The 24,785-nt window shown below is 37.2% G+C and carries 21 protein-coding genes; 18 read left to right on the top strand and 3 right to left on the bottom strand.

Going from position 1 to position 24,785, the window contains the following annotated elements:
* The first annotated feature begins 102 nt into the window (after positions 1–102).
* The 3 genes from RK01_RS06455 (at position 103) to hpf (ending at position 2,796) form a co-directional block, all read left to right on the top strand.
* Positions 103–1,413, top strand: a complete 1,311-nt coding sequence (locus RK01_RS06455; protein ID WP_016172485.1) for a DEAD/DEAH box helicase — start codon at positions 103–105, stop codon at positions 1,411–1,413.
* Positions 1,403–2,083, top strand: a complete 681-nt coding sequence (locus tag RK01_RS06450; protein WP_016172484.1) for a ComF family protein — start codon at positions 1,403–1,405, stop codon at positions 2,081–2,083. The genes RK01_RS06455 and RK01_RS06450 overlap by 11 nt, the downstream gene beginning before the upstream one ends.
* Before the next feature lie 158 nt (positions 2,084–2,241).
* Entirely contained in the window at positions 2,242–2,796 is a 555-nt protein-coding gene (hpf, locus tag RK01_RS06445) for a ribosome hibernation-promoting factor, HPF/YfiA family (protein WP_016172483.1), read from the top strand.
* Positions 2,797–2,886: 90 nt separating this feature from the next.
* On the opposite strand, the gene RK01_RS06440 is transcribed toward hpf, so the two are convergent.
* On the bottom strand, positions 2,887–3,387 hold the full coding sequence (locus RK01_RS06440) for a hypothetical protein (RefSeq protein ID WP_016172482.1): 501 nt from the start codon (positions 3,385–3,387) through the stop codon (positions 2,887–2,889).
* 303 nt (positions 3,388–3,690) lie between these two features.
* On the opposite strand from RK01_RS06440, the gene secA reads away from it, so the two are divergent.
* From secA to RK01_RS06370, 14 genes are all read left to right on the top strand, one after another.
* A complete protein-coding gene (gene secA / locus RK01_RS06435; RefSeq protein ID WP_016172481.1) occupies positions 3,691–6,195 on the top strand; it encodes a preprotein translocase subunit SecA in 2,505 nt (834 codons plus the stop codon).
* Positions 6,196–6,333: 138 nt separating this feature from the next.
* A protein-coding gene (gene prfB, locus RK01_RS06430) for a peptide chain release factor 2 (RefSeq protein ID WP_143139804.1) occupies positions 6,334–7,447 on the top strand; the annotation gives its coding sequence in 2 pieces (ribosomal slippage) (positions 6,334–6,405 and positions 6,407–7,447; 1,113 coding nt in all).
* A 102-nt stretch (positions 7,448–7,549) separates the two neighbouring features.
* Complete coding sequence (ftsE, locus tag RK01_RS06425; protein WP_016172479.1) at positions 7,550–8,236, top strand: cell division ATP-binding protein FtsE; 687 nt, start codon at positions 7,550–7,552, stop codon at positions 8,234–8,236.
* Positions 8,229–9,113 (top strand): permease-like cell division protein FtsX, encoded by an 885-nt coding sequence (gene ftsX, locus RK01_RS06420; protein WP_016172478.1) that lies wholly within the window; start codon positions 8,229–8,231, stop codon positions 9,111–9,113. Before ftsE ends, ftsX begins: the two co-directional genes overlap by 8 nt.
* Before the next feature lie 276 nt (positions 9,114–9,389).
* Positions 9,390–10,826, top strand: a complete 1,437-nt coding sequence (gene cls, locus RK01_RS06415; RefSeq protein ID WP_211212155.1) for a cardiolipin synthase — start codon at positions 9,390–9,392, stop codon at positions 10,824–10,826.
* A 509-nt stretch (positions 10,827–11,335) separates the two neighbouring features.
* The gene (locus RK01_RS06410; protein WP_016172476.1) at positions 11,336–12,190 is read left to right on the top strand and encodes a phosphate ABC transporter substrate-binding protein PstS; all 855 of its coding nucleotides are present in this window, start codon (positions 11,336–11,338) and stop codon (positions 12,188–12,190) included.
* A gap of 297 nt (positions 12,191–12,487) precedes the next feature.
* Positions 12,488–13,408, top strand: a complete 921-nt coding sequence (gene pstC, locus RK01_RS06405; RefSeq protein ID WP_016172475.1) for a phosphate ABC transporter permease subunit PstC — start codon at positions 12,488–12,490, stop codon at positions 13,406–13,408.
* On the top strand, positions 13,408–14,292 hold the full coding sequence (gene pstA, locus RK01_RS06400) for a phosphate ABC transporter permease PstA (protein WP_016172474.1): 885 nt from the start codon (positions 13,408–13,410) through the stop codon (positions 14,290–14,292). Before pstC ends, pstA begins: the two co-directional genes overlap by 1 nt.
* A gap of 62 nt (positions 14,293–14,354) precedes the next feature.
* Positions 14,355–15,161 (top strand): phosphate ABC transporter ATP-binding protein PstB, encoded by an 807-nt coding sequence (pstB, locus tag RK01_RS06395; protein ID WP_016172473.1) that lies wholly within the window; start codon positions 14,355–14,357, stop codon positions 15,159–15,161.
* Positions 15,162–15,193: 32 nt separating this feature from the next.
* On the top strand, positions 15,194–15,952 hold the full coding sequence (pstB, locus tag RK01_RS06390) for a phosphate ABC transporter ATP-binding protein PstB (protein WP_016172472.1): 759 nt from the start codon (positions 15,194–15,196) through the stop codon (positions 15,950–15,952).
* 10 nt (positions 15,953–15,962) lie between these two features.
* A complete protein-coding gene (phoU, locus tag RK01_RS06385; RefSeq protein ID WP_016172471.1) occupies positions 15,963–16,640 on the top strand; it encodes a phosphate signaling complex protein PhoU in 678 nt (225 codons plus the stop codon).
* A 351-nt stretch (positions 16,641–16,991) separates the two neighbouring features.
* Positions 16,992–18,512, top strand: a complete 1,521-nt coding sequence (gene liaX / locus RK01_RS06380) for a daptomycin-sensing surface protein LiaX (protein WP_016172470.1) — start codon at positions 16,992–16,994, stop codon at positions 18,510–18,512.
* Positions 18,513–18,569: 57 nt separating this feature from the next.
* Positions 18,570–18,875 carry a PspC domain-containing protein gene (locus RK01_RS06375; RefSeq protein ID WP_016172469.1) on the top strand — a complete coding sequence of 102 codons (306 nt, stop codon included), beginning with the start codon at positions 18,570–18,572 and terminating at the stop codon, positions 18,873–18,875.
* Positions 18,875–19,237 (top strand): phage holin family protein, encoded by a 363-nt coding sequence (locus RK01_RS06370; protein ID WP_016172468.1) that lies wholly within the window; start codon positions 18,875–18,877, stop codon positions 19,235–19,237. Before RK01_RS06375 ends, RK01_RS06370 begins: the two co-directional genes overlap by 1 nt.
* 39 nt (positions 19,238–19,276) lie before the next feature.
* Here RK01_RS06370 and icd read toward each other — a convergent pair whose 3' ends face one another.
* Together icd and acnA are read right to left on the bottom strand one after the other, a co-directional pair.
* Positions 19,277–20,539, bottom strand: coding sequence for an NADP-dependent isocitrate dehydrogenase (gene icd / locus RK01_RS06365; protein ID WP_016172467.1), 1,263 nt, complete (start codon positions 20,537–20,539; stop codon positions 19,277–19,279).
* Between the two features lie 20 nt (positions 20,540–20,559).
* On the bottom strand, positions 20,560–23,235 hold the full coding sequence (gene acnA, locus RK01_RS06360) for an aconitate hydratase AcnA (protein WP_016172466.1): 2,676 nt from the start codon (positions 23,233–23,235) through the stop codon (positions 20,560–20,562).
* Between the two features lie 152 nt (positions 23,236–23,387).
* On the opposite strand from acnA, the gene RK01_RS06355 reads away from it, so the two are divergent.
* Complete coding sequence (locus RK01_RS06355; protein WP_016172465.1) at positions 23,388–24,764, top strand: citrate/2-methylcitrate synthase; 1,377 nt, start codon at positions 23,388–23,390, stop codon at positions 24,762–24,764.
* The last annotated feature ends 21 nt before the right edge of the window (positions 24,765–24,785 follow it).

Below are 24,785 nucleotides of genomic sequence, written 5' to 3'. Positions count from 1 at the left end.
AGTGACGGAAAAGCCGTTTATCATCAACTCGGGTTAAAGCAAAGGTATGTAAAATTAAATCGAAGTATCTTTTTTTGCGTACTTTATTTTGAGGTGATGAATATGGTTTTTTATCCAGGATGTCAATACGTTGTAACAAAAGATGAATTAGCTGGCCAATCCGATTTAATCGCGCAAAAAGCTCTAGAAATAAAAGAAAAATCATTTCGTTGTCGGCGTTGCAATACCCATTCTTTACTAAGGGAAAATCTTTTACCAGACGGAAGGTATTATTGTAGGGAATGTCTGGGCCTTGGACGAATAACTTCGTCTCATTACTTAGCGACAAAGCCATTAAAAGACCCTGTAAAAAGAAAAACTACGTTTTGTTTTACAGGTGAATTAACACCAGCCCAACAGAAAATTAGCCAAAGTATAATTCAAAATTTTCTTAATAAAAAAGACAGCTTGATTTATGCGGTAACGGGCGCTGGAAAAACAGAAATGCTTTTTTCATTGATTCATCTTTGTTTAACAACCGGTCTAAATATTGCTTTTTGTAGCCCGCGGGTTGATGTCTGTTGTGAAATTTGGCCGCGTCTGCAGGCAGTTTTTCCTGAAGTGAACATAGGCTTGCGGCATTATGGCGCCAAACCCTATCAACCTACGCCTCTTTTAGTTTGTACCACCCACCAATTATTATATTTTAAAGAAGCCTTTCATTTGATAATTGTTGATGAAATTGATGCTTTTCCTTATGTTTATGATGAAACATTACATTTTGCTGTGGCAAATGCTTTACATCAAACCGGATGTAAAGTTTTTTTAAGTGCAACACCTAGTGAAAGCGAAATTAGAACGGCACAACAAAATGAAAGTCTATTTTGTTTGCCCGCTCGTTATCATCGACGTAAATTGCCAGTACCACAACTAGTCCGGCTAAAAAAACAGAATTTACCATTATCTTTTGGCGCGAAAAAAAAGTTTTTGAACTTGGTAAATGCCTTATTGCAGAAAAATCATTTGCTTTTATTTTGTGCCACTGTTAGTCAGGTAATTACCATGGAAAAATTTCTCAAGCATGAATTTGGGGAAACAACTGTTGCCAGTGTTCATGCCACAGACCAGGAACGGCATGAAAAAGTAATGGGTATGCGTCAAAATAAATTTCAAATTTTTTGTTGTTCCACAGTAATGGAACGAGGTGTCACTTTTGCCAATGTTTCGGTTTTAGTTTTCGCTGCCGATCACCGTGTTTTTACTAAGGCGACCTTATTACAAATTGCAGGAAGAGCTGATCGCAAAGGTAATTTTTCTCAAAGTGAAGTCGTCTTTTGTTTTACTCAAATGACCCCAGAATTGAAAAAAGCACTCAGCGATATTAAAGCGCTGAATCGACAAGCACAAGCGGCAGGACTAATTGATGAAGTGTAGTAATTGTGGTCAAAAAATCAGACGAAATCTTTTAATCCATGAAATAATATTGCCCTGGTTAATTCCTGAGTGGGAAATCTGTGAGACTTGTCAGCTCGCCTTTGAAAAAATTGAAAAAAAAAGTGCTTGTAGTGGATGCATGCGACCGAATTGCCCTGACCTTTGTCGCGATTGTCAGCAATGGCGACAAATTTATCCCGCGTTTACTGTGCAACATCAAGCGCTTTATTGTTATAATGAAGCGTTTCAAGATTGGCTGTATCGTTATAAGTTTGGCGGTGACTATAAGTTATGTACGACCTTTATCCAACCAATAAGACAAAAGTTAAAAAAATATCGTGGTTTCATTATTGTACCGCTTCCTTTATCCGAAGAACGTCAAAAAGAACGCGGATTTAATCAAGTGGAATCATTGCTAAAATCGGCCAACATTTCTTACGAAAATTTATTAATTCGAAAACAGCACGATAATCCACAAGCGCTCAAAAACCGGCAGGAACGTTTGGCTCTGCAGCAACCCTATATAGCTCGCTCAGCATGTAACATTACTGGAAGAAAAATTTTATTGGTTGATGATGTATATACCACCGGCAGGACGATTTATCATGGGGTAGAACTCTTGTATCAACTTGGTGCAAAAGAGGTAGCGACTTTTACATTAGCACGTTAATGTAGGAAAATACAGGCCTTTTAAAGTTTTGAGAAATTCATGAATTTGTTAGCGTTTAACTTTGCAAATAGGTTAGAGTTCGCTATAATAATAGTAAGAAGAAGGCAAAAGAGTGGTCCTTTTACCTTCTTTAGTGGTAGACGAAAGGGGCAATTGTTATGTTTAGATACAATGTACGCGGAGAAAATATTGAAGTTACCGAAGCTATTCGCGATTATGTAGAAAAAAAAGTCGGAAAATTAGAGCGTTACTTTACTGACGCGCCTGATGCAACGGCTCATGTGAATTTAAAAGTCTATACGGAAAAAACAGCGAAAGTGGAAGTGACAATCCCACTACCATATTTGGTATTGCGCGCAGAAGAAACTTCACCAGATTTATATGCAAGTATTGATTTGGTCGTTGATAAATTAGAACGTCAAATTCGCAAATTCAAGACAAAAATTAATCGCAAATCACGCGAAACAGCAGTACCGACAGCAGAAGCCGCTGTTTTGTTTAACAATGAAGCAGGAGACGATGAAACAGAAGCAGCGTTAGATATCGTTCGGACAAAACGCTTATCCTTAAAACCAATGGATAGCGAAGAAGCTGTTTTACAAATGAATATGTTAGGTCATAACTTCTTTATTTTTGAAGATGCCGAAACCAACGGCACAAGCATCGTTTACCGCCGAAAAGATGGTAAATATGGTTTAATTGAAACAAACTAATAAGAGTCTTAGCCAGACAGCGTTGCTGTCTGGCTTTTTTATTTTGAACGCTCTTTTTTCTATGAAAGAAGTTAGTCTATGTGAAGTGGTTTAGAAATCGCGATATTTATCATTGGTGAAAATTTTTTTCATCAGCCGTTTTTTACGTGTATTTTTGAGTCGATAGTGCACATGGTAAAAGCCCGCTATAATTAGCAAGATGTCTACACTTATCATGCCAAGAAAATACTTGTTTTGAAAAAAGACAGTAAAAAATTCATGGGTTGCCACGATGCCATTTAGTACACCAGCAATAGCGATATAATACCAAGCAACTGCTTTATTGAAATAACGATAAAGCCGGTCCATTTCTTTTTCATTTTTGATATTATGACGTAAAATTTTAATACCGCGATTTTTTTCTTTTTGAATCTTTAATGGTGGTATTAGCCAATACCAAGGAGATATTTTTGGATAATGGTCGCCAGTTTTTTGAAATTTTTTTAATAGCCGATTGGGTTCAGTCAGTTCTAACGCCCCTTGATACAAAGGAAAAATATAGAGTAACCACACACCGCAAAATGTTAAAATAGTATAAAACTTTTCAATCATAGGATCATCTTCTCCTTTTTCCTTATTATAATGCCTATTACTACTTTTTTTAAATAATCATTGAAAAAATCAGAAAGTAAATAAGACTTTCCATATTCTTCTGGTGAAACTAGATGAGGATCTTATAGCGTCATCTTGAGATCACAGTGGAAGAGATAGCTTAAAAGAATAAATATGAAATTAGAGTAAAGCTTCTTGTTTCTAATGCTAAGTATTTCATTTGTTTCAACTTAATGCTAAAATATACGGGAGAGTTTCTAATTTGAAACGAGAATTGATGCAAAGAAGGGGAATTATTCACTAATGGCCAACTTTATACGAAAGTTAATTGAAAATGATAAAAAAGAATTAAAACGGTTGGATAAAATTGCAAACGAAGTGGAAACATTTGCTGACCAAATGTCCGCTTTATCTGACGCTCAGTTAAAAGAAAAAACCGATGAATTTCGTGCCCGCTATCAAAAAGGGGAAACCCTTGATCAGCTTTTGCCTGAAGCGTTCGCAGTGGTGCGAGAAGCAGCCAAACGCGTTTTAGGTTTATATCCTTACCACGTCCAACTAATGGGTGGGATTGTTTTACATGACGGGAATATTTCAGAAATGCGGACAGGTGAAGGGAAAACTTTGACTGCCACAATGCCCGTTTACTTAAATGCCTTAAGTGGCGAAGGGGTACATGTTGTAACCGTCAATGAATACTTAGCGACTCGTGACTCACAAGAAATGGGTGAATTGTATAATTTTCTAGGTATGACAGTTGGTTTGAATATCAACTCTAAAACACCTGAAGAAAAACGTGTCGCTTATGCTTGCGATATTACCTATTCGACGAATAATGAATTAGGTTTTGATTATTTGCGGGACAATATGGTTGTTTATCGCAATCAAATGGTACAACGTCCTTTGAATTATGCCGTTGTCGATGAAGTGGACTCGATTTTAGTGGATGAAGCCAGAACACCATTAATCATTTCTGGACAGGCGGAAAAATCAACTGCTCTTTACACGCGGGCAGACAATTTTATTAAACGTTTAAAAGAAGAGGAAGATTATAAAATCGATATTCAATCCAAGACGATTGGGTTAACTGAAGCTGGGATTGAAAAAGCAGAAGAAAACTTTGGGTTAAAAAATCTGTATGATATTGAAAATACGGCTTTAACCCACCACTTGGATAATGCGTTACGCGCAAACTATATTATGATTCGCGACTTTGACTATGTAGTACAAGAAGGAAAAGTTTTAATCGTCGATCAATTTACTGGTCGTATTATGGACGGCCGTCGTTATTCTGATGGCTTGCATCAAGCGATTGAAGCAAAAGAAGGCGTTGAAATTGAAGATGAAACAAAAACAATGGCAACGATTACCTTCCAAAACTATTTCCGGATGTATAAAAAATTAGCTGGGATGACCGGTACGGCTAAAACAGAAGAAGAAGAATTCCGTGAAATCTACAACATGCAGGTTATCCAAATTCCAACTAACCAACCTGTTGTACGGGATGACCGCGCTGATTTGTTATATCCAAATCTAAATAGTAAGTTTCATGCGGTTGTAAAAGACATCAAAGAACGTTATCGCAAAGGACAGCCTGTCTTGGTGGGGACAGTTGCAGTTGAAACTTCGGAATTGTTGTCCAATATGTTGGATAAAGAAAAAGTGCCGCATGAAGTTTTAAATGCCAAAAATCACTTTAAGGAAGCTGAAATTATTTTAAACGCCGGCCAAAAAGGTGCAGTAACAATCGCTACCAATATGGCGGGGCGTGGTACCGATATTAAATTAGGTTTGGGCGTTGCTGAACTGGGCGGCTTGGCTGTAATTGGGACAGAACGGCATGAATCACGCCGGATTGATAACCAGTTGCGTGGTCGTTCTGGTCGTCAAGGTGATCCTGGGGTTTCACAATTTTATTTGTCCTTAGAAGACGACTTGATGAAACGTTTTGGTTCTGAACGTATTAAAGCTTTTATGGAGCGGATGAACTTGGACGAAGAAGACCAAGTAATTCAAAGTAAAATGCTAACCAAGCAAGTTGAGTCAGCACAAAAACGAGTGGAAGGTAATAACTATGACACGCGTAAAAATGTTTTACAGTATGACGACGTGATGCGGGAACAACGAGAAGTTATCTATGGTCAACGCCAAGAAGTGATCATGGAAGAAAATGATTTATCCCAAACTTTGATGAACATGGTGAAACGCACAATTAGCCGGGTCGTCGACGCCCATACGCAAATTGAAGATAAGAGCCAATGGAACCTTGATGGTATCGTTGACTTTGCTGGCAATGCTATTGTGCATGAAGATAGTATTTCTGTTGCAGATTTGGAAAATAAAACACCAGAAGAAATGAAAACTTTCTTAATGGATAAAGCACAAGTTATCTTTGATCAAAAGAAAGAACAATTAAACAGCCAAGAACAGTTACTTGAATTTGAAAAAGTTGTCATTTTACGTGTGGTGGACTCTAAATGGACCGATCATATTGATGCAATGGATCAATTACGTCAATCAATTGGATTGCGGGCTTATGGGCAAAATAATCCATTAGTAGAATATCAAACAGAAGGCTATACGATGTTTGAAGATATGGTAGGCGCAATTGAATATGAAGTTACTCGTCTATTTATGAAAGCTGAGATTCGCCAAAATGTCCAACGAGAACAAGTAGCACAAGGACAGGCAGAACAAGAAGAGGTACAGCCACAAAAACCGCAACAAGTAAAAAAAGTGGGACGTAATGATCCATGTCCTTGCGGGAGTGGCAAAAAATACAAAAATTGCCATGGCAAAAACGCATAGTTTAAAGATGCAATGAAATAAGGCTGGTACGCGACTTGTACCAGCCTTATCTTTTGGTTATGATAGAAACGATAAATTATGCTGGCATAGTATAATGATATAAAAGTAAAATGGTCTTTTTTACAGGAGGAATTGTTAATGGAATTAAATGAAATGAAACAACAGTTAAGTGCCATGAAAGCACAAATTCAATCTTTTAGGAGGTCTCTTTGACTTAGATGAATTAGAAGAGGCGATTGCTCAAGCGGAGCATCAAATGGCGGAACCAGGTTTTTGGGATGATAGTCAAAATGCGCAAAAATTAATTAATGAAAACAATGCCAATAAAGCCACCTATGACCAATTTAATCAATTGGCAGAAGAAGAAGAAGAATTATCCGTGATGGTAGAAATGTTAGAAGAAGAATCTGATTTAGAAATGACTGCGGAACTTGAATCGCGATTACCTATATTAAAAGAAAAATTGCAGGCATATGAACTTTCATTACTATTAGATGAACCTTATGACCATAATAACGCTATTTTGGAACTGCATCCTGGTGCCGGGGGCACAGAATCCCAAGATTGGGGCAGCATGCTTTTACGGATGTATACTCGTTGGGCAGAAAAACATGGTTATCAAGTAGAAACCTTGGATTACCAAGCAGGCGATGAAGCGGGCATTAAAAGTGTAACCCTTTTAATTAAAGGGCATAACGCTTTTGGTTATTTAAAATCTGAACGTGGCGTTCATCGTTTAGTTCGTATTTCACCGTTTGATTCCAACGCTAGACGCCATACTTCTTTTTGCTCTGTCGATGTAATGCCGGAATTAGACGAGACAATTGATATTGCAATTAATTCTGATGATTTAAAAGTTGATACGTATCGTGCGAGTGGTGCTGGCGGACAACATATTAATAAAACTGAATCGGCAGTCCGCATTACGCATATTCCTACCGGGGTGGTAGTAGCCAGCCAAGCGCAACGTTCCCAATTGAAAAACAGGGAGCAAGCGATGGGGATGTTAAAAGCGAAGTTATATCAATTGGAAGTAGAAAAAAAAGAACAAGAAGCTGCAGCGCTAAGAGGAGAACACTTGGAAATTGGGTGGGGTTCTCAAATTCGTTCTTATGTTTTCCATCCTTATTCTATGGTCAAAGATCATCGCAGTAATTATGAAACTGGAAACGTTACAGCTGTAATGGATGGGGACCTAGATGGTTTTATTGATGCATTTTTAAAAATGAAGTTGCGCCAAGAGGAACAATAATTTTCTTTTAAATGAAATCAAAATGTAAACTTGTGAAAGATTACTGCAATATTGACATGGTATAATGAGCGGGTATGAAAAAAATGAGATGGAGAGATAGCCATGATTGAAATGAAGGATGTAATGAAGAAGTACTCTAATGGTACAACTGCCATCCGTAATATCACCATCGATATTGATCAGGGGGAATTTGTGTATGTGGTCGGTCCTTCCGGCGCAGGCAAATCAACCTTTATTAAATTGATGTATCGAGAAGAAAAAGCTACCAAAGGCGTTTTAAATGTCGCTGGTTATGATTTATTAAAAATCAAAAACAAAGAAATACCATTATTGCGCCGTGAAATTGGCGTTGTTTTCCAAGATTACAAATTATTACCGAAAAAGACAGTTTACGAAAATGTTGCTTATGCTATGCAAGTAATCGGTCGTAAACCTCGAGACATAAAAAAACGCGTGATGGAAGTTTTAGATTTAGTTGGTTTAAAACATAAAGTGCGCGTTTTCCCAAGTGAATTATCCGGTGGGGAACAACAACGTGTTTCAATTGCCCGGGCTATTGTGAATACGCCTAAAGTATTGATCGCTGATGAACCAACGGGTAACTTAGATCCTGAAAATTCATGGGAAATCATGAAATTATTGGATCGGATTAATGGTCAAGGAACTACAATTGTAATGGCAACCCATAATAGTACGATTGTAAATACCATTAGACATCGGGTTATTGCTATTGAAAATGGTCGTATTATTCGCGACCAAGCGGAAGGAGAATATGGCTACGATGATTAGAACTTTTTTCCGCCATTTATTGGAAAGTATTAAGAGTTTAAAACGTAATGGCTGGATGACGATTGCGTCTGTCAGTGCAGTTACAATTACGTTAACCTTAGTAGGGATTTTCATGGGTGTTATTATGAATGCTACTAAATTAGCACAAGATATTGAAAAAAATGTTGATGTATCTGTCTTTGTTGATATTGGGACAAAACAGGCAGATATGGATAAATTAAAGACAGAATTAGAAGATTTGGATCATGTTAAAGGGGTTCATTTTTCTAGTAAAGCAGATGAATTGAAAAAAATTCAGGATGCAATGGGAGATGCTTGGCAACAATTTGAAGGAGATAGTAATCCTCTTTATGATGTTTATGTTGTTAGTGCAGAAAATCCTAAATATACAAAAACTATTTCCAAACAAGCCGGCGAGTTGAGTAACGTTTTTAGAGCCGATTACGGTGGCACAAACTCAGATCGTATCTTTAAAATTGCTGATGCAGTGAAGACGTGGGGCTTAGCAGCAGCCGTTCTTTTAGTCTTTGTTGCCATGTTTTTAATTTCAAATACGATTCGAATTACGATTTTATCACGACAAAGAGAAATTCAAATCATGCGCTTAGTGGGTGCTAAAAATGGCTATATTCGTTGGCCTTTCTTTTTAGAAGGTGGCTGGATTGGTTTGCTTGGTTCAATCGTGCCTGTATTAATTATGGTGTTTGGTTATAATCAAGTCTATCGTTGGGTTAACCCCTCGCTATTGCGTTCCAATTATAGTTTATTAGCACCTGACACTTTTACTTGGCAAATTTGTCTTTTAATGGTTGTCGTAGGTGTTGTGATTGGCTCTATCGGATCCGTAATGTCGATGCGCCGTTTCTTGAAAGTTTAAAAAAGTATTTTAACGATTGGCAAAAGCCAGTCGTTTTTTTTTGTTTTCTAAAGTTTTCAATGGTAAGACGAATGTTTAAGTAAACTAAGGGATCATCTCTTAAAATTTTCTTTTCGCCGATGTATGAAGCCTGTAAAAACTTGGCGCAAAGCATTAGTAGTTTATCATGCAAAATAAGTCAGCCTCGTGTTGTTCTTTACTTTGTTTGTTAAGTCAGCTATCCTTTATAAGGAGAATTTAAATGAAGTAAGGAGAAAAAAGGTGTTGGATTATCTTATGCAAAACATGTCGACAATTTTAGTAATTGCCAATATGCTTTTGTCTTTTATTATCATTTTTCGTGAACGAAAAGAAACTGCACAAACTTGGGCATGGCTTTTAGTGTTGATGTTCATTCCAGTTTTAGGTTTTATTTTATATATATTCTTCGGGCGGGGAATTTCAAAGGAAAAAATCTTTGATTTGAAAATGCAAGGTAAAGTCGGGATGAACGTTGAAATTGAAGAGCAACGCCAAGCTTTGATGCGCAACTTGTTTCCGCATCCGAATACAGCCCAAGTAGATGTCAAACAAATTGTTTATATGCTAACAGTATTTGAGCGTTCCTTGTATACTACTGAAAACGATGTGGAGTTATTTACGGATGGACGTAAAAAATTTGATCGTTTAATACAAGATATTGATGCTGCAAAAAATCATATTCATATGCAATATTATATTTATCGTAGCGATAACTTGGGTGTAGAAGTAAGAGATGCTTTAATCAAAGCAGCAAAACGTGGGGTGAAGGTCCGGGTGTTATTAGATGCCTGGGGTTCTACTCAAGTTAGCCTGAATTTTTTTAGTGAATTAAAAGAAGCTGGCGGTGACGTTTCTTTATTTTTCCCACTTTTTGTACCATACATTAATCCTCGTATCAATTATCGCAATCATCGTAAAATAGTAGTGATTGACGGTGAAATTGGCTACACAGGTGGTTTTAATGTCGGAGACGAGTATTTGGGGATTATCAAAAAATTTGGTTATTGGCGCGATAACCATCTGCGTATTTTTGGCCCTGCTGTCTACTCGTTGCAAAACCGATTTCTAATGGATTGGAATTCACAGCATAAAAATGAAGTGCTTTTTGCAGAAGATTATTTTCCTCCCATCACGTCTCCTGGTAAAATTCCTATTCAAATTGTTACTAGTGGTCCCGACTCGGAATATGAAGAAATCAAAATGACTTATTTAAAAATGATTGGTATGGCAAAAAAAGAAATTTTGATTCAAACGCCGTATTATATTCCCGATGAATCGATTCATGAAGCTTTAAAATTAGCTTTATTATCCGGTGTTCACGTGCAAATTCAAATTCCGAATAAGCCCGATCATCCGCTTGTATATTGGGCAACCTATTCGTTTGCAGCTGAACTATTGGAATATGGCGCAGTAATTGAAACTTATGAAAATGGATTTATGCATGCTAAAACTATGATTATCGATGGTGGTATTGTTTCAGTGGGATCTGCTAATATTGATGTTCGTTCTTTTCGTTTGGATTTTGAAGTTAACGCTTTGTTGTATGATGAAAAAATGGCTGCCAAGGTCCGCCAAGCTTTTTATCAAGATTCGTTAAAATCAAAACGTGTTACAAAAGAATTATATAACCAGCGTAGTGTGGTTATTAAATTTAAAGAAGGTTTAGCGCGTCTGATTTCGCCACTATTATAAGAAAAAGAAACGGACTTCTTTGACCTCAAGTAATAAGATAGAATTTTAAAAAATTGCTTTTCCAAATTTCTTGAAATTTCAACTTATTGCCCTAGCGAGTTCGTTCTTAAAGCTTGGCACCAAGAAATTTGATATAACAGCCTTCTTCTTTCCTAAAATTATATAATCTATTTATCTATAAAAAAAGACTGGCGATTTGCCAGTCTTCGTTTTCATTTCCTAGCATATGGGGAGAATGCTATCGAAATGGCGAAAAGTGATGTTAAAACTCAATTTGGGGTATTTCTTCTTTTGGGGAAGTAAGAAAAAATTGAATAGTAAATGACACTTTTCACAAACAAGTATAGCATAGGAAAAAATAACTGAATAGTATTATTGTAATCCTTACCCAATTTGAAACGTATTTTTTCTTTTAAATCATTGTCACTTAATGTTAAAATATGGACTATGTATGGAAATCATTCAAGTAATTTGAAAACTGTAAAAGCAGAAATGATAAGGAGCAGATGATGAAAAAAGCATTATTATTTGTAGCATCTTGCGGTCTATTATTAGGTTTAACGGGCTGTGCCAAATGGATTGATCGTGGCGAATCGATTACAGCTGTAGGTTCTTCAGCTTTACAACCTTTAGTAGAAACTGTAGCAGAAGAATATCAAAACAAATATCCGGGTAAATTCGTTAATGTCCAAGGCGGCGGCAGCGGAACCGGCTTAAGCCAAGTCCAATCCGGCGCTGTTGAGATTGGTAACTCTGATTTGTTTGCTGAAGAAAAGACGGGAATTAAAGCTGACCAACTCGTTGACCACAAAGTTGCCGTTGTGGGTATTACACCAATTGTTAACAAGGGTGTGGGTGTGACAGAGTTAACGATGGCCCAATTGCGGGATATCTTTTTGGGTAAAATTACCAACTGGCAAAAAGTTGGAGGCAAAAATCAAGAAATTGTCATTTTGAATCGTGCTGCTGGCAGTGGGACGCGAGGAACTTTTGAGAAATGGGTGTTGGATGGCAAGACTGCTATTCGTGCGCAAGAACAAGACTCTAGTGGGATGGTACGTCAAATTGTGGCGGATACTCCTGGAGCTATCAGTTATGTTGCCTTTTCTTATGTGAGTAAAGCGGTAGCAACGTTAAAAATTGATGGTGTACTGCCAACAGATGAAAATGTTACGACCAATGATTGGAAGATCTGGGCGTATGAACACATGTATACTAAAGGAAAACCAACCAAGTTAACTAGTGATTTTTTAGACTATATTTTATCTGCTGATATTCAAAAAAATATTGTCGGAAAATTAGGCTATATTCCAGTTTCGGGAATGAAAGTCGAACGGGACTGGGAAGGTAACGTTATTAATTAATAAGAAGAGCATTTTACCTTATCAAGGTAAAATGCTTTTTTCAATTCAAAAAGACGAAAATTCAGCTAGTTATGCATTTTTTGGCACGCCATGATACATTTTTGTGTGAGAATCAACGAATGTTATGATTTTTTTTTCAACAGAAGAAACGAAACTACAAAGTTTACACAAAATTTACAATAAGTTAAAAGCAAATTGACTTTGACGCGGTAAACTGTAAAAGTATGGGAGTATGTCACAAACCTCTAACAAAAAATAAATGTGCACAGCACTTGAAATACTAAGGGGGAATTCTTTTTGGAAGATGTAAAAAAAGCTTTGTTAACCAAATCGAAGCGGGCCAAAATGGAAACGCGAGGGAAAATAATTAGTTTTTTGTGTATTGCCCTAATTGTGTTAGTAGTTTTATCCATTTTCTATTTTGTTGCAAGTAAGGGTTTGGCTACTTTTTTCACGGACAAAATTAATGTATTTGATTTTTTATTTGGAACAGAATGGAATCCAAGTCAATTAGGTGCAGATGGTAAACCAATGGTTGGAGCACTGCCGATGATTGCGGGCTCTTTTATCGTTACTTTTTTATCTGCTATTGTGGCAACGCCATTTGCAATTGGTGCCGCGGTTTTTATGACTGAAATTTCACCTAAGCAAGGACAAAAAATCTTGCAACCGGTTATTGAATTACTCGTCGGAATTCCTTCAGTGGTGTATGGTTTTATTGGACTATCGGTTATTGTACCTGCTGTTCGTTCTGTTTTTGGCGGCACCGGTTTTGGGATTTTAGCTGGAACATTTGTCTTATTCATTATGATTTTGCCTACTGTCACTACAATGACGGTGGATGCTTTAAAAGCTGTGCCCCGACATTATCGGGAAGCTTCTTTAGCTTTGGGGGCTACCCGCTGGCAAACTATTTATAAAGTTGTACTGCGAGCAGCTGTACCAGGAATTTTGACCGCCGTTGTTTTTGGAATGGCACGGGCGTTTGGCGAAGCATTAGCCATTCAAATGGTGATTGGGAATGCTGCTTTAATGCCAAATAGTTTGGTTACACCAGCCTCGACATTGACTTCTATTTTGACGATGGGAATTGGAAATACTATTATGGGCACAGTAGAAAATAACGTATTATGGTCATTAGCACTAATCCTATTGTTAATGTCATTAGTCTTTAATATTGTTATTCGTTTAATTGGTAAGAAAGGAGCTTTGAAATAATGAATGCAAAACGTGCAGATAAAATCGCAACAGGTATCTTATATGCAATTTCTGGCATCATCGTTTTGATTTTAGCTTCCTTACTTCTGTATATTTTAGTTCGCGGTGTGCCACACATCTCATGGAGCTTTTTAACCCAACCTTCTAAAGCGTATCAAGTAGGGGGTGGGATTGGTATTCAACTGTTCAACTCTTTTTATTTACTTTTTATTACAATGTTAATTAGTTTTCCTCTTTCATTGGGAGCGGGTATTTATTTATCTGAGTACGCAAGAAAAAATTGGATAACAGATGTCATTCGTACTTCAATTGAAATTTTAAGTTCACTACCATCAGTTGTGGTCGGTTTATTTGGTTTCTTAGTTTTTGTAATTCAGTTTGAATATGGCTTTTCCATCTTATCAGGGGCTTTGGCATTGACGTTTTTTAACTTGCCACTTTTAACGCGTAACGTTGAAGAGTCTTTACAAGCAGTTCATTATACGCAAAGAGAGGCAGGCCTGGCATTAGGATTGTCGCGTTGGGAAACAGTGACTCGGATTGTGGTACCTGAAGCGACACCCGGAATTTTGACTGGTGTAATTTTAAGTTCTGGTCGTATCTTTGGGGAAGCTGCGGCTTTGATTTATACTGCCGGCCAAAGTGCTCCAGCTTTGGATTTTACCAACTGGAATCCATTAAGTGTTTCAAGTCCGATTAGTATTTTTCGTCAAGCAGAAACATTGGCAGTGCATATTTGGAAAATTAATACAGAAGGTACAATGCCAGATGGTGCGGCGGTTTCTGCCGGCGCTTCTGCCGTTCTGATTATTGCAGTTTTAATCTTTAACTTTGGCGCCCGTGCAGCTGGTAAGCGTCTATATAAAAAAATGACTTCTGCATAAAAGGTTGTACTCTTTTACAACAAGACAGAAAATTCCTTACATTTTAAACAAGGAGAATCGCTATGAGTGCTTATAATTTAGAAGATCGTCATATTATTACCTTAAACAAAAACCAAGAAAAAGCTTTGTATACAGATGATTTACATGTTTGGTATGGCCAAAATGAAGCCATAAAAGGTGTTGATTTAGAGTTTGAAAAAAATAAAATTACAGCTTTAATTGGCCCTTCTGGTTGTGGTAAATCAACTTACTTACGTTCTTTAAATCGTATGAATGATGGTATTGCTAATACCAAAGTGACAGGGAAAATTATGTATAAAGGGGTGGATGTCAATCAAGCCAATGTCGATGTCTATGAGATGCGCAAACGAATTGGCATGGTTTTTCAACGGCCCAATCCTTTTTCAAAATCGATATATGAAAATATCACATTTGCTTTAAAACGCCATGGCGAAAAAAACAAGAAAAAATTGGATGAAATAGTTGAGACTAGCTTGAAACAAGCGGCTTTATGGGATCAAGTGAAAGATAGTCTTCATAAAAGTGCCTTGGCTTTATCAGGGGGGCAACAACAACGTTTATGTATTGCACGGGCAATTGCCATGAAACCTGATATTTTACTCTTAGATGAACCTGCCAGTGCTCTTGATCCAATCTCAACCGGTACTGTAGAAGAAACACTGGTTAACTTAAAAGAAAACTATACTATCATTATTGTGACCCACAATATGCAACAAGCTGCACGGATTAGTGATTACACGTCATTTTTCTATTTAGGAAAAGCAATCGAATATGATGAAACGCGTAAAATCTTTACACGGCCAAAAATTAAAGCCACCGAAGATTATGTTTCTGGTCACTTTGGTTAACTGCAAGTTTATTAGGATTATGGAGGAATAACATGTCAGAAGTAATCATCCAATCAAAAGATTTACATTTATATTATGGTGAAAAAGAAGCGTTAAAAGGAATATCACTGGCCATCAATAAAGGTGAAATTACCGCCATGATTGGTCCTTCTGGTTGTGGTAAATCAACGTACTTACGTTCTTTAAACCGGATGAATGATTTAATTCCGAATGTCACAATTACGGGTAATGTGATGTATAAAGGTAAAGATATCTATGCGCCCAAACAAGATACAGTTGAATTGCGTAAAGAAATTGGGATGGTTTTCCAACAACCCAATCCTTTTCCGTTTTCAATTTACGAAAACGTTATTTATGGGTTAAAATTAAAAGGGGAAAAAGATAAACAAAAACTTGATCAAGTCGTTGAAGAAAGTCTTAAAGCAGCTTCTGTATGGGATGATGTAAAAGATAAATTGAATACCAGCGCGTTATCACTTTCAGGAGGACAACAACAACGGGTATGTATCGCCCGGGTATTGGCAGTTAATCCTGAGATTATTTTGCTCGATGAACCCACGAGTGCTCTTGATCCGATTTCATCGGGGAAAATTGAAAGTACGCTATTGGAGCTAAAAGAAAACTATACAATGATTATGGTAACGCATAATATGTCTCAAGCATCGCGAATTTCAGATAAGACAGCTTTCTTTTTAGACGGCAATTTAATTGAGTTTGATGATACGAAAAGAATCTTTTTACAACCGCAGAAAAAAGAAACTGAAGATTATATTTCAGGAAGATTTGGCTAGGAGGGAAAACATGTTACGGACACAATTTGAAGAAGAATTATTAAATCTGCATAACCAATTTTATGAAATGGGAATGATGGTCAGTTCAGCCGTTCATAAATCCGTACGGGCTTTTATCAAACATGATAAAGAATTGGCCAATGAAGTCATTAATAACGATGAAGCTATTAATGATATGGAAGTAAAGCTGGAAAAGAAAAGTTTTGAAATGATTGCCTTACAACAACCTGTGACAACGGACTTACGTATGATTATTACTGTTATGAAGGCGAGTTCTGATTTGGAAAGAATGGCCGATCATGCAGTTTCAATCGCTAAATCGACGATTCGTGTAAAAGGGGAAACCCGAATTGCTGAAATTGAAAAAGATATTTCGGATATGTCAGATTATGTGAAAAAAATGGTTGATAATGTATTAGTAGCCTATGTTAAGACAAATGAAAAAGATGCCCGGATGATTGCGCAAATGGATCAGCGAATTAACGACTACTATTCTTCTATTTATGAAAAAACTATTATTAGTATGAAAGAAAATCCCGAAACGGTTATTAGTGGGACAGATTACTTGTCCGTTGCGCAATATTTAGAGCGAATTGGTGATTATGTCACGAATATCTGCGAATGGATCGTCTATCTTGCTACCGGCAAAATTACTGAATTAAATTCAAATCATGATGAAAGTTTTTAAGGGCTCTTTTGGTATCTCTTTAACTCGTCAACACAACAGTCAATTTTTTAATTTTGACATGATGTTGGCGAGTTTTTTGATTTTTCTCAAAAATGGGCCAATGGTAATTAGAATAGAAACTGAGGCCTTATTGCAGATGAATTGGGTATTCATTTATTGCTGTCTTGACGTGTCTCAAGTAGCAATGTAATTGTTAAAATAGTTAAATGAAAATTGCAACAGGTATTTGAATTAAATTTGACCTAGGGTGGAGAAAAAGTTACGTCTTAAGTCCTATGACAAGTAGCATCAAAGAGGGCATAATATACATGTAAGGAAAACTTGCAAATAATAATTAAGGAGGCAATTTCCATGAATGAAAGAGAACGAATTTTGGATTTAGTGAAAAAAGGTGTGCTTTCAACGGAAGAAGCCTTGGATTTGCTGGAAAGCATGGCAACTGCCAGAGACGAAAAACAAATCAAGAAGGCTAGCGAAACGATTCATGCTGATAATGCCGATACTGTAGAAAATAACAATGATACTGCTGAAGAAAAATCAGCTGCCGAAAAAGAAGTAGAAGATATTTTAGATAATTTAGCGACTGAAGCTGGCAAAGCTTCTGCCGAGTTAGATGAATTAAACGTTGAAATTGCAGGTGTGAAAGATCAATTAGCTGAAGTACGCCACGCGTTAATGGAGTACAATACCAAAGAAGAATTGGAAATGCTTAGTGAATCAGAAATAGCAGAACGTCATTTGTTAGAAGAAGATATTAAAGATTTAGAATCCTCTTTAGATGATTTAATCGCCGAAAAAGTAGCATTAGAAGCCCAATTGAAAGATATTAAAAAGGATCAGTGGCAAGAAGCCAAAGAAAAGATTTCTGCTAAAATTGAATTGCCAGATGATTGGAAAGAACAAGCAACTGATGCCATTAATCAAGCGGGTGAAAAAATGGCAGAAGCCAGTACTCACTTAGGTCGTTTTTTAAAACAAACGTTTCAAACTGTGTCTGAAACAGTAAATGACAATGTAGAATGGAAAGATATCAATCTAAAAGTTCCGGGTGTAGCGACAACTAAATTTGAACATATCTTTGAGTATCCGGAAACACAAGCGAGTATTTTGGATATTAAAGTAGCTAATGGGAATATCCGTTTTGAATTATGGGATGAACCGGGTGTCAAAGTGGACGCCAAAATCAAATTATATGGCAAAATGAATGAGGCAACACCTTTTGAAGCTTTTGAAGCCCGTAGTAAAATTGAAGTAGATGATGAGCATATTTCTTTTCAAGTACCGAATAAACGGGTACGGGCGGACTTAGTGTTCTATTTACCAAAACGTATTTATGACCATGTTTCACTGCGTTTATTAAATGGTGATGTGACGGTCAAAGAATTAGATGCAAAAGATGTTTATACCAAATCCACCAACGGAAATATTGAATTTCAAACCATCAATGCGACGATGTTGGAAATTGAAGGTGTCAATGGCGCTATTGACGTGTTTAAAGGCAGTATTTTAGATAGTATCATTGAAACTGTGAATGGTACGGTGACTATGACAGCCACGCCACAAACATTAGGAGTTTCTTTGGTTAATGGTGATGTTCGTTTGACCTTTAAAGAAAATAATTTAAAAAAGGTTAGCGCTAGTTCGGTTAATGGTAATGTTAAAATTGCGTTACCAGCTTCTTTAGGAGTAGAAGGTAATGCAAGAACGAGTTTAGGCAGTATTAATTCGCGCATGACGGATTACGATGTTGTGAGAGAGAAAAAAGAAAAAATGAATCAAATGTTACAATTTCGTCGTATCAGTGATCAAGAAGTTGCCCATGTAGAGTTAACCACTACCACTGGGAATATCTTTTTAAAAGATGCCGAATAAAAGTCAAGACAAATAAAAACAAGCTAGTGTATTATATAGAGGATAGAGGTGAGAATTATGAAAAAAAGACTGACAAAATCAAAGAACAATGTCGTATTGACTGGGACTTTGGGAGGGATTGCTGAATTCTTTGGAATTGACCCAACCATCGTGCGTGTAATCTTTGTGTTCTTCACTTTGTTTGGTGTTGGCTCAACGATTCCTTTATATATCATCCTAGCGATTATTATGCCTTCCGGGCGTAGTAGTCAGAATGGTTATGAACAACCAAAACGTAACTATCATGAAAATTACAGTGAGCCGAAAGCACGTCCCCGAAAATCGGCGGAAAAAATTGACGATGACGATTGGAGTGATTTCTAATGACTTACTTCCAACGTTTACTAGTTAACACATTGACCTTTATTGCCCTGGCAGTCTTACTGCCAGGGATGGTTCATGTCAGTAGCTGGATTATGGCCTTGATTGCCAGTTTTGTACTTTCCATTTTAAACGGATTTGTCAAACCAATTCTATCGTTGTTGTCGCTGCCTTTGACATTTCTGACATTAGGACTGTTCAGTTTTGTCATTAATGCAGCAATGTTAAAATTAACTTCAACTTTTGTGGGAGAGCTGAATTTTGGGTTTTCATCTTTTGGAGCGGCAATTATGGTGGCCGTGATTATGTCGCTGGTAAATATGATCATAACTGAACACAATATGCAAAAATATCAAGATGAATAAAAAACGACCTATTTATAAGGTCGTTTTTTTATTTATATGTTATTTTTCAATGATTTCTTTTAAATAGTTCCCAAATTCTTTGGTAGTTTTTAAAGTGGCATTTGGTAACATAGCAGCAAAATCTGCTGTTACAAAACCATCTGCCAATGCTTTTTCAATGGCACCAGTAATCAAGGCACCGGCTTCAGTCCAGTTTAAGTAATCTAACAGCATTACCGCTGATAGTAATAGCGAACAAGGATTGGCTTTGCCTAAACCAGCAATATCGGGTGCGGTGCCATGAGTCGCCTCAAAAATGGCGTGGCCAGTTTTGTAGTTAATATTGGCTCCGGGGGCAATCCCAATTCCACCGACTTGAGCAGCTAAGGCATCTGAAATATAATCGCCGTTTAAATTGCAGGTTGCAATTACTGAAAATTTAGTTGGATTTAGTAAAATTTGTTGTAAAAAATTATCGGCAATAACATCGTTGACAATAATTTTAGTCGTCTTTGCCGTAGCTAAGGCATTTTCTGCCGCTTTTTTGCCTTTTTGCGCCAAAATTTCTTGGTATTGATTCATTGTAAAACAGGAATCTGCATATTTTGTTTCCGCTAATTTATAGCCCCATTTTTTAAAACCGCCTTCGGTAAATTTCATGATATTTCCTTTGTGCACTAAAGTAACCGACGGTAATTTTTGCGAAATAGCATACTCAATGGCTGCACTAATTAGACGTTCGCTACCTTCTTTTGAAATTGGCTTAATCCCAATCGCACTGGTTTTAGGAAAGCGAATCTTACTTACGCCAAATTGTGTCTTTAAAAATTGAATTAACTCTTTTACTTCAGGACTGTCTTTTTCAAATTCAATTCCGGCATAAACATCTTCAGTATTTTCACGAAAAATGATCATGTTCGTTTTTTCGGGTGTTTTCAGCGGACTCGGAATACCTTTGAAATAACGAACAGGACGAACGCAGGCAAATAAATCTAATTCTTGCCGTAATGCGACATTTAAAGAACGGATTCCGCCTCCAACAGGTGTGGTTAAGGGGCCTTTTAAAGCGATTTTTGCCTCTTGAATCGCGGTTAGCGTTTCAGAAGGTAACCATTCTCCCTTTGTTTCAAAGGCTTTGCCACCGGCTAAAACTTCTTGCCAAACAATTTTCTTAGCACCTTGGTAAGCTTTATTTACGGCTGCATCAATCACAGGATAAGATGCTTGCCAGATTTCTTTTCCAATGCCATCCCCTTCAATAAAAGGGATAATGACTTGACTGGATACGTCGTTTTTTTCATTTTCCAGAGTAATTTTTTTCATGAATACCTCCTAAAAAAGCTTTAAGTATTTAATTTTTTACGAATCACCATTGGTAAAATACCTTGGTTTTGCCAGTAACGAATATCTGCTGGTGCATCAAACCGTAATTTAGCTATAAAAGATATTTCTCTACCATCAGGTTTTTTGGCCATTATGCTAACAGTATCACCAACTTGTGGTGTCTGATTTAGTAAGATACTAAAACTTTCACTGCCTTCAAGGCCTAACGTTTTTGCATTTTGATTATCACAATATTCTAATGGAACAATCCCCATCATCACCAAATTACTCCGATGAATCCGCTCAAAACTTTCTGCCAAAACTGCTTTTACCCCTAGTAATTGGGGTCCTTTTGCTGCCCAATCGCGGGAAGATCCCATACCGTAGTCTTTTCCAGCTAAAATAATAGTCCCTTTATTTTCTGTCTGATAATGCATGGCAGCGTCATAAATCGATATCATTTTTCCAGTTGGCTGTAAGCGAGTATATCCGCCGCTTTTTTCGGGAATAAGTTGGTTTTGGAGGCGAATATTGGCGAATGTGCCCCGCATCATAATTTCATGATTACCGCGACGCGCCCCATAAGAGTTAAAATCTGAGATGGGAACACCCAGCGCTTGCAAGTAACGTCCTGCCGGTGTATCAAGCGGAATTGCGCCTGCAGGAGAAATATGATCGGTTGTAACAGAATCACCTAGCTTTGCCAAGACTGCTAACTCGAGAAGTTCACGAGTTTCAGGTAACGCTTTGGTTAAGTTATCAAAAAATGGTGGGTTAGCAATATAAGTCGAATTACAATCCCAAGCATAACAATCGCTCTTTGTAGTTGGGATAGCATTCCAACGTGTGTTAGCATCCAAAAGATTACTGTACGTATCTTTAAAAGTTCTAGGATTCACAAAATTTTGAATGGTTTGATTAATTTCGGCAGTCGTAGGCCAAATATCAGCTAGCATAACCGCCTTATTTTCTTGATCAAAACCTAAAGGTGTAGTAGTTAAATCTTTTTGTACAGTCCCCGCCAACGCATAAGCTACAACCAGAGGTGGAGAGGCTAGATAATTTGCTTTGATCAGTGGATGAATCCGACCTTCAAAATTACGATTTCCTGATAAAACAGAGACTGTTAAGAGCTCATTTTCTTCAATGGCGTTACTGACATTTTCTGCTAACGGGCCAGAATTACCGATACAAGTGGTACAACCATATCCAACTAAATAAAAACCTAATTTTTCCAAATAGACCATGAGACCACTTTCCTTTAGATAAGTAGTCACAATTTTTGAACCCGGCGCTAGTGAAGTTTTAACATAACTTGGAACCGATAGGCCTTTTTCTACTGCTTTTTTAGCTAATAATCCCGCCGCCAACATAACAGAAGGGTTACTAGTATTAGTACAACTGGTAATAGCAGCAAGGACGACAGAGCCTGTTTGTAACGTTTCCTTTTTTAAACCATCTATCGAAACGGTTTTTTCGTATTCTCGTGGCGACAGACCAAAACCATGGGGTCCAACTGGCGCAGTGAGGCTATTTTTAAAATCAGTTGCTACTTTCGCTAAGGCAATCCGGTCTTGCGGGCGCTTTGGTCCGGCTAGTGAAGGTTCTACTTGATTTAAATTAATTTCAATCACTTTGGTATATTCTATTTCCTCTGCTTCATCGTAAAAAAGTCCATTGGCTATCGCATAATCTTTTACTAACATGATCAAATTTTTATCGCGACCTGTAACTGCTAAATAATCTAATGTTTCTTTATCAATTGGACAATAGCCACAGGTAGCTCCGTACTCGGGGGCCATGTTGGCAATGGTGGCCCGATCAGACAAACTTAATGTTTGATACCCACTACCAAAAAATTCAACAAATTTTCCCACCACATTTTCTTGGCGTAATTTTTCTGTGACAGTTAAAGCTAAATCTGTTGCCGTGGTTCCAGCAGCAAGGAAGCCAACTAGTTTTACGCCAATGACTGCTGGAGATGGAAAATAGGAAGCTTCTCCTAATAGTGCAGCCTCAGCTTCGATGCCGCCAACGCCCCAACCCAAAACGCCAAGACCATTAATCATGGTGGTATGTGAATCAGTGCCTTGTAGCGTATCGGGAAAGACGACATTTGCTTCGTTTTCCTTTTTTACGAGCACGACATTTGATAGCGCTTCAATATTAACTTGATGGATAATTCCTGTTTCAGGTGGGATAACTTCGAAGTCTTGAAAAGAACTTTGCGCCCATTTTAGAAATTGATAACGCTCTGTATTACGTTCGAATTCTTTTTTTGTATTATAGCTTAAAGCTGCCGGACTTTTTGCACAATCTACTTGGACAGAGTGATCGACTACAAGGGAAACTGGAATAGCTGGTCTAATTTGACTCGCGTCGCCGCCAAGGGCTACTATAGCATCTCGCATAGCAGCTAAATCGACCACCGCCGGTACACCCGTAAAATCTTGCAAAATAACGCGTGCTGGTTTGAAAGGAATCACACCAGTAGGTTTTGTTGCTTGCCAACGGGCTAATATTTCTACGTTTTTTTGGGTGATATCTTCGTCTAAATTACGAGCAACGCTCTCCAATAAGATACGAATAGTATAAGGCAGTTTTTTTAAATCGCAATTAAATGTGGCACAAACTTTTTTTAAGTCGCAGTAACTATACACTTTATTGGCGACCGATAATTGGTTCTTCCATTTCATAAAAACACTCCATTCGCGATAATTAGTATAATTATACGTTTTTATAAAATAAAAGTAAATATAAAATTATGAATGTTTTTTCGTTTAATACGTGGTATAATCGCTTTTAACAATTTTTTAACTACTAATCACAATAAAAATTATAGGATGTGATGTTATTTATGGAAAAAACGAACTTTAAAAGCATTGGTTATCAAAAGTTAGCACAGCAATGTCAGGATATTTATAAAATCAACATGCATAATTATTCTAAATATAATGTCAATATTGGATTGCGGGATGTAGACGGAAAAGGTGTTTTAGCTGGTTTAACCACCATTTCAACCATTTATCCAGAGAAAAAATTAAATGGAAAAATAGTGTCAGGTATGGGGGAATTACGTTATCGAGGTATTGATATCAATGAACTTGTGTCAGGTTTCGTTTCAGAAGGTCGTTTTGGATTTGAAGAAGTAACGTACTTATTATTATTTGGGAAACTACCTAATCAGGGCAAATTAGCTGATTTTCGACAGTTATTGGCAGAAAACCGTACGTTACCAACTAATTTTGTTCGTGACGTAGTGATGAAAGCACCGTCATGTGATTTGATGAACAATTTAGCTCGTAGTATTTTAACTTTAGCTTGTTATGATAAAAATGCAGATGATACTTCTATTGAAAATGTTTTGAAGCAAAGTATTCGATTAATTAGTGTCTTTCCCTTATTAACAGTCTATGCTTATCACGCCTATAATCACTATACCTTAGGAGACAGCATGTACATTCATCGTCCTGATGAAAATTTAAGTACAGCTGAAACGATTTTAACCATGCTACGGCCCAACAAAAAGTATACGAAACAAGAGGCCCAAACGTTAGATATGTCTTTGGTTTTACACATGGAACATGGCGGAGGCAATAACTCGACTTTTACAACTCGAGTAGTGACTTCTAGTGGAACGGACACTTACTCAACGATTGCAGCTGCTTTAGGATCTTTAAAAGGTCCCAAACATGGTGGTGCCAACATCAAAGTCACCAATATGATGGAAGATTTAAAGCAAAGTGTGCAGGATTTAACCAACGAACAAGAAGTAAAAAAATATTTAGAAGCAGTCTTAGCGAAAAAAGCTTTCGATCAAAAAGGATTAATTTATGGGTTTGGTCATGCGGTATATGGTGATAACGATCCCCGTGCTTCTATTTTTAAACGCTACGTTGAAAAGTTGGCAGAAGAAAAGGGACCAGAAGAAAAAGCTGAATTTGATTTGTATGCGCTAGTAGAGCGCCTTGCACCAAGGATCATTGGAGAAAAACGAAAAATATATAAAGGGGTCAGTGCGAATATTGATTTTTTTAGCGGTTTTGTTTATAACATGCTCGGGCTGCCTAAAGAGTTGTACACGCCAATGTTTGCTGTTGCTAGAATTGTGGGCTGGTCGGCTCATCGCTTAGAGGAATTGATTAATTCCAACAAAATTATGCGCCCAGCGTATATGGAAATTACAGAAGACCAAGACTATACTACACTTCAAAAGAGAAATTAAAATAAAACAGTTACAAGTTTC

Source organism: Enterococcus dispar ATCC 51266, assembly GCF_000406945.1.
Taxonomy (GTDB): Bacteria; Bacillota; Bacilli; order Lactobacillales; family Enterococcaceae; genus Enterococcus_C; species Enterococcus_C dispar.
This window is presented reverse-complemented; position numbering and strand designations above follow the sequence as displayed.

What these genes read in the sequence shown, in the direction of transcription:
- RK01_RS06455 (WP_016172485.1), top strand. Translation starts at nt 103, where the DNA reads ATGGTTTTTTATCCAGGATGTCAATACGTTGTAACAAAAGATGAATTA.
- RK01_RS06450 (WP_016172484.1), top strand. Translation starts at nt 1,403, where the DNA reads ATGAAGTGTAGTAATTGTGGTCAAAAAATCAGACGAAATCTTTTAATC.
- hpf (WP_016172483.1), top strand. Translation starts at nt 2,242, where the DNA reads ATGTTTAGATACAATGTACGCGGAGAAAATATTGAAGTTACCGAAGCT.
- RK01_RS06440 (WP_016172482.1), bottom strand. Translation starts at nt 3,387, where the DNA reads ATGATTGAAAAGTTTTATACTATTTTAACATTTTGCGGTGTGTGGTTA.
- secA (WP_016172481.1), top strand. Translation starts at nt 3,691, where the DNA reads ATGGCCAACTTTATACGAAAGTTAATTGAAAATGATAAAAAAGAATTA.
- ftsE (WP_016172479.1), top strand. Translation starts at nt 7,550, where the DNA reads ATGATTGAAATGAAGGATGTAATGAAGAAGTACTCTAATGGTACAACT.
- ftsX (WP_016172478.1), top strand. Translation starts at nt 8,229, where the DNA reads ATGATTAGAACTTTTTTCCGCCATTTATTGGAAAGTATTAAGAGTTTA.
- cls (WP_211212155.1), top strand. Translation starts at nt 9,390, where the DNA reads ATGCAAAACATGTCGACAATTTTAGTAATTGCCAATATGCTTTTGTCT.
- RK01_RS06410 (WP_016172476.1), top strand. Translation starts at nt 11,336, where the DNA reads ATGAAAAAAGCATTATTATTTGTAGCATCTTGCGGTCTATTATTAGGT.
- pstA (WP_016172474.1), top strand. Translation starts at nt 13,408, where the DNA reads ATGAATGCAAAACGTGCAGATAAAATCGCAACAGGTATCTTATATGCA.
- pstB (WP_016172473.1), top strand. Translation starts at nt 14,355, where the DNA reads ATGAGTGCTTATAATTTAGAAGATCGTCATATTATTACCTTAAACAAA.
- pstB (WP_016172472.1), top strand. Translation starts at nt 15,194, where the DNA reads ATGTCAGAAGTAATCATCCAATCAAAAGATTTACATTTATATTATGGT.
- phoU (WP_016172471.1), top strand. Translation starts at nt 15,963, where the DNA reads ATGTTACGGACACAATTTGAAGAAGAATTATTAAATCTGCATAACCAA.
- liaX (WP_016172470.1), top strand. Translation starts at nt 16,992, where the DNA reads ATGAATGAAAGAGAACGAATTTTGGATTTAGTGAAAAAAGGTGTGCTT.
- RK01_RS06375 (WP_016172469.1), top strand. Translation starts at nt 18,570, where the DNA reads ATGAAAAAAAGACTGACAAAATCAAAGAACAATGTCGTATTGACTGGG.
- RK01_RS06370 (WP_016172468.1), top strand. Translation starts at nt 18,875, where the DNA reads ATGACTTACTTCCAACGTTTACTAGTTAACACATTGACCTTTATTGCC.
- icd (WP_016172467.1), bottom strand. Translation starts at nt 20,539, where the DNA reads ATGAAAAAAATTACTCTGGAAAATGAAAAAAACGACGTATCCAGTCAA.
- acnA (WP_016172466.1), bottom strand. Translation starts at nt 23,235, where the DNA reads ATGAAATGGAAGAACCAATTATCGGTCGCCAATAAAGTGTATAGTTAC.
- RK01_RS06355 (WP_016172465.1), top strand. Translation starts at nt 23,388, where the DNA reads ATGTTATTTATGGAAAAAACGAACTTTAAAAGCATTGGTTATCAAAAG.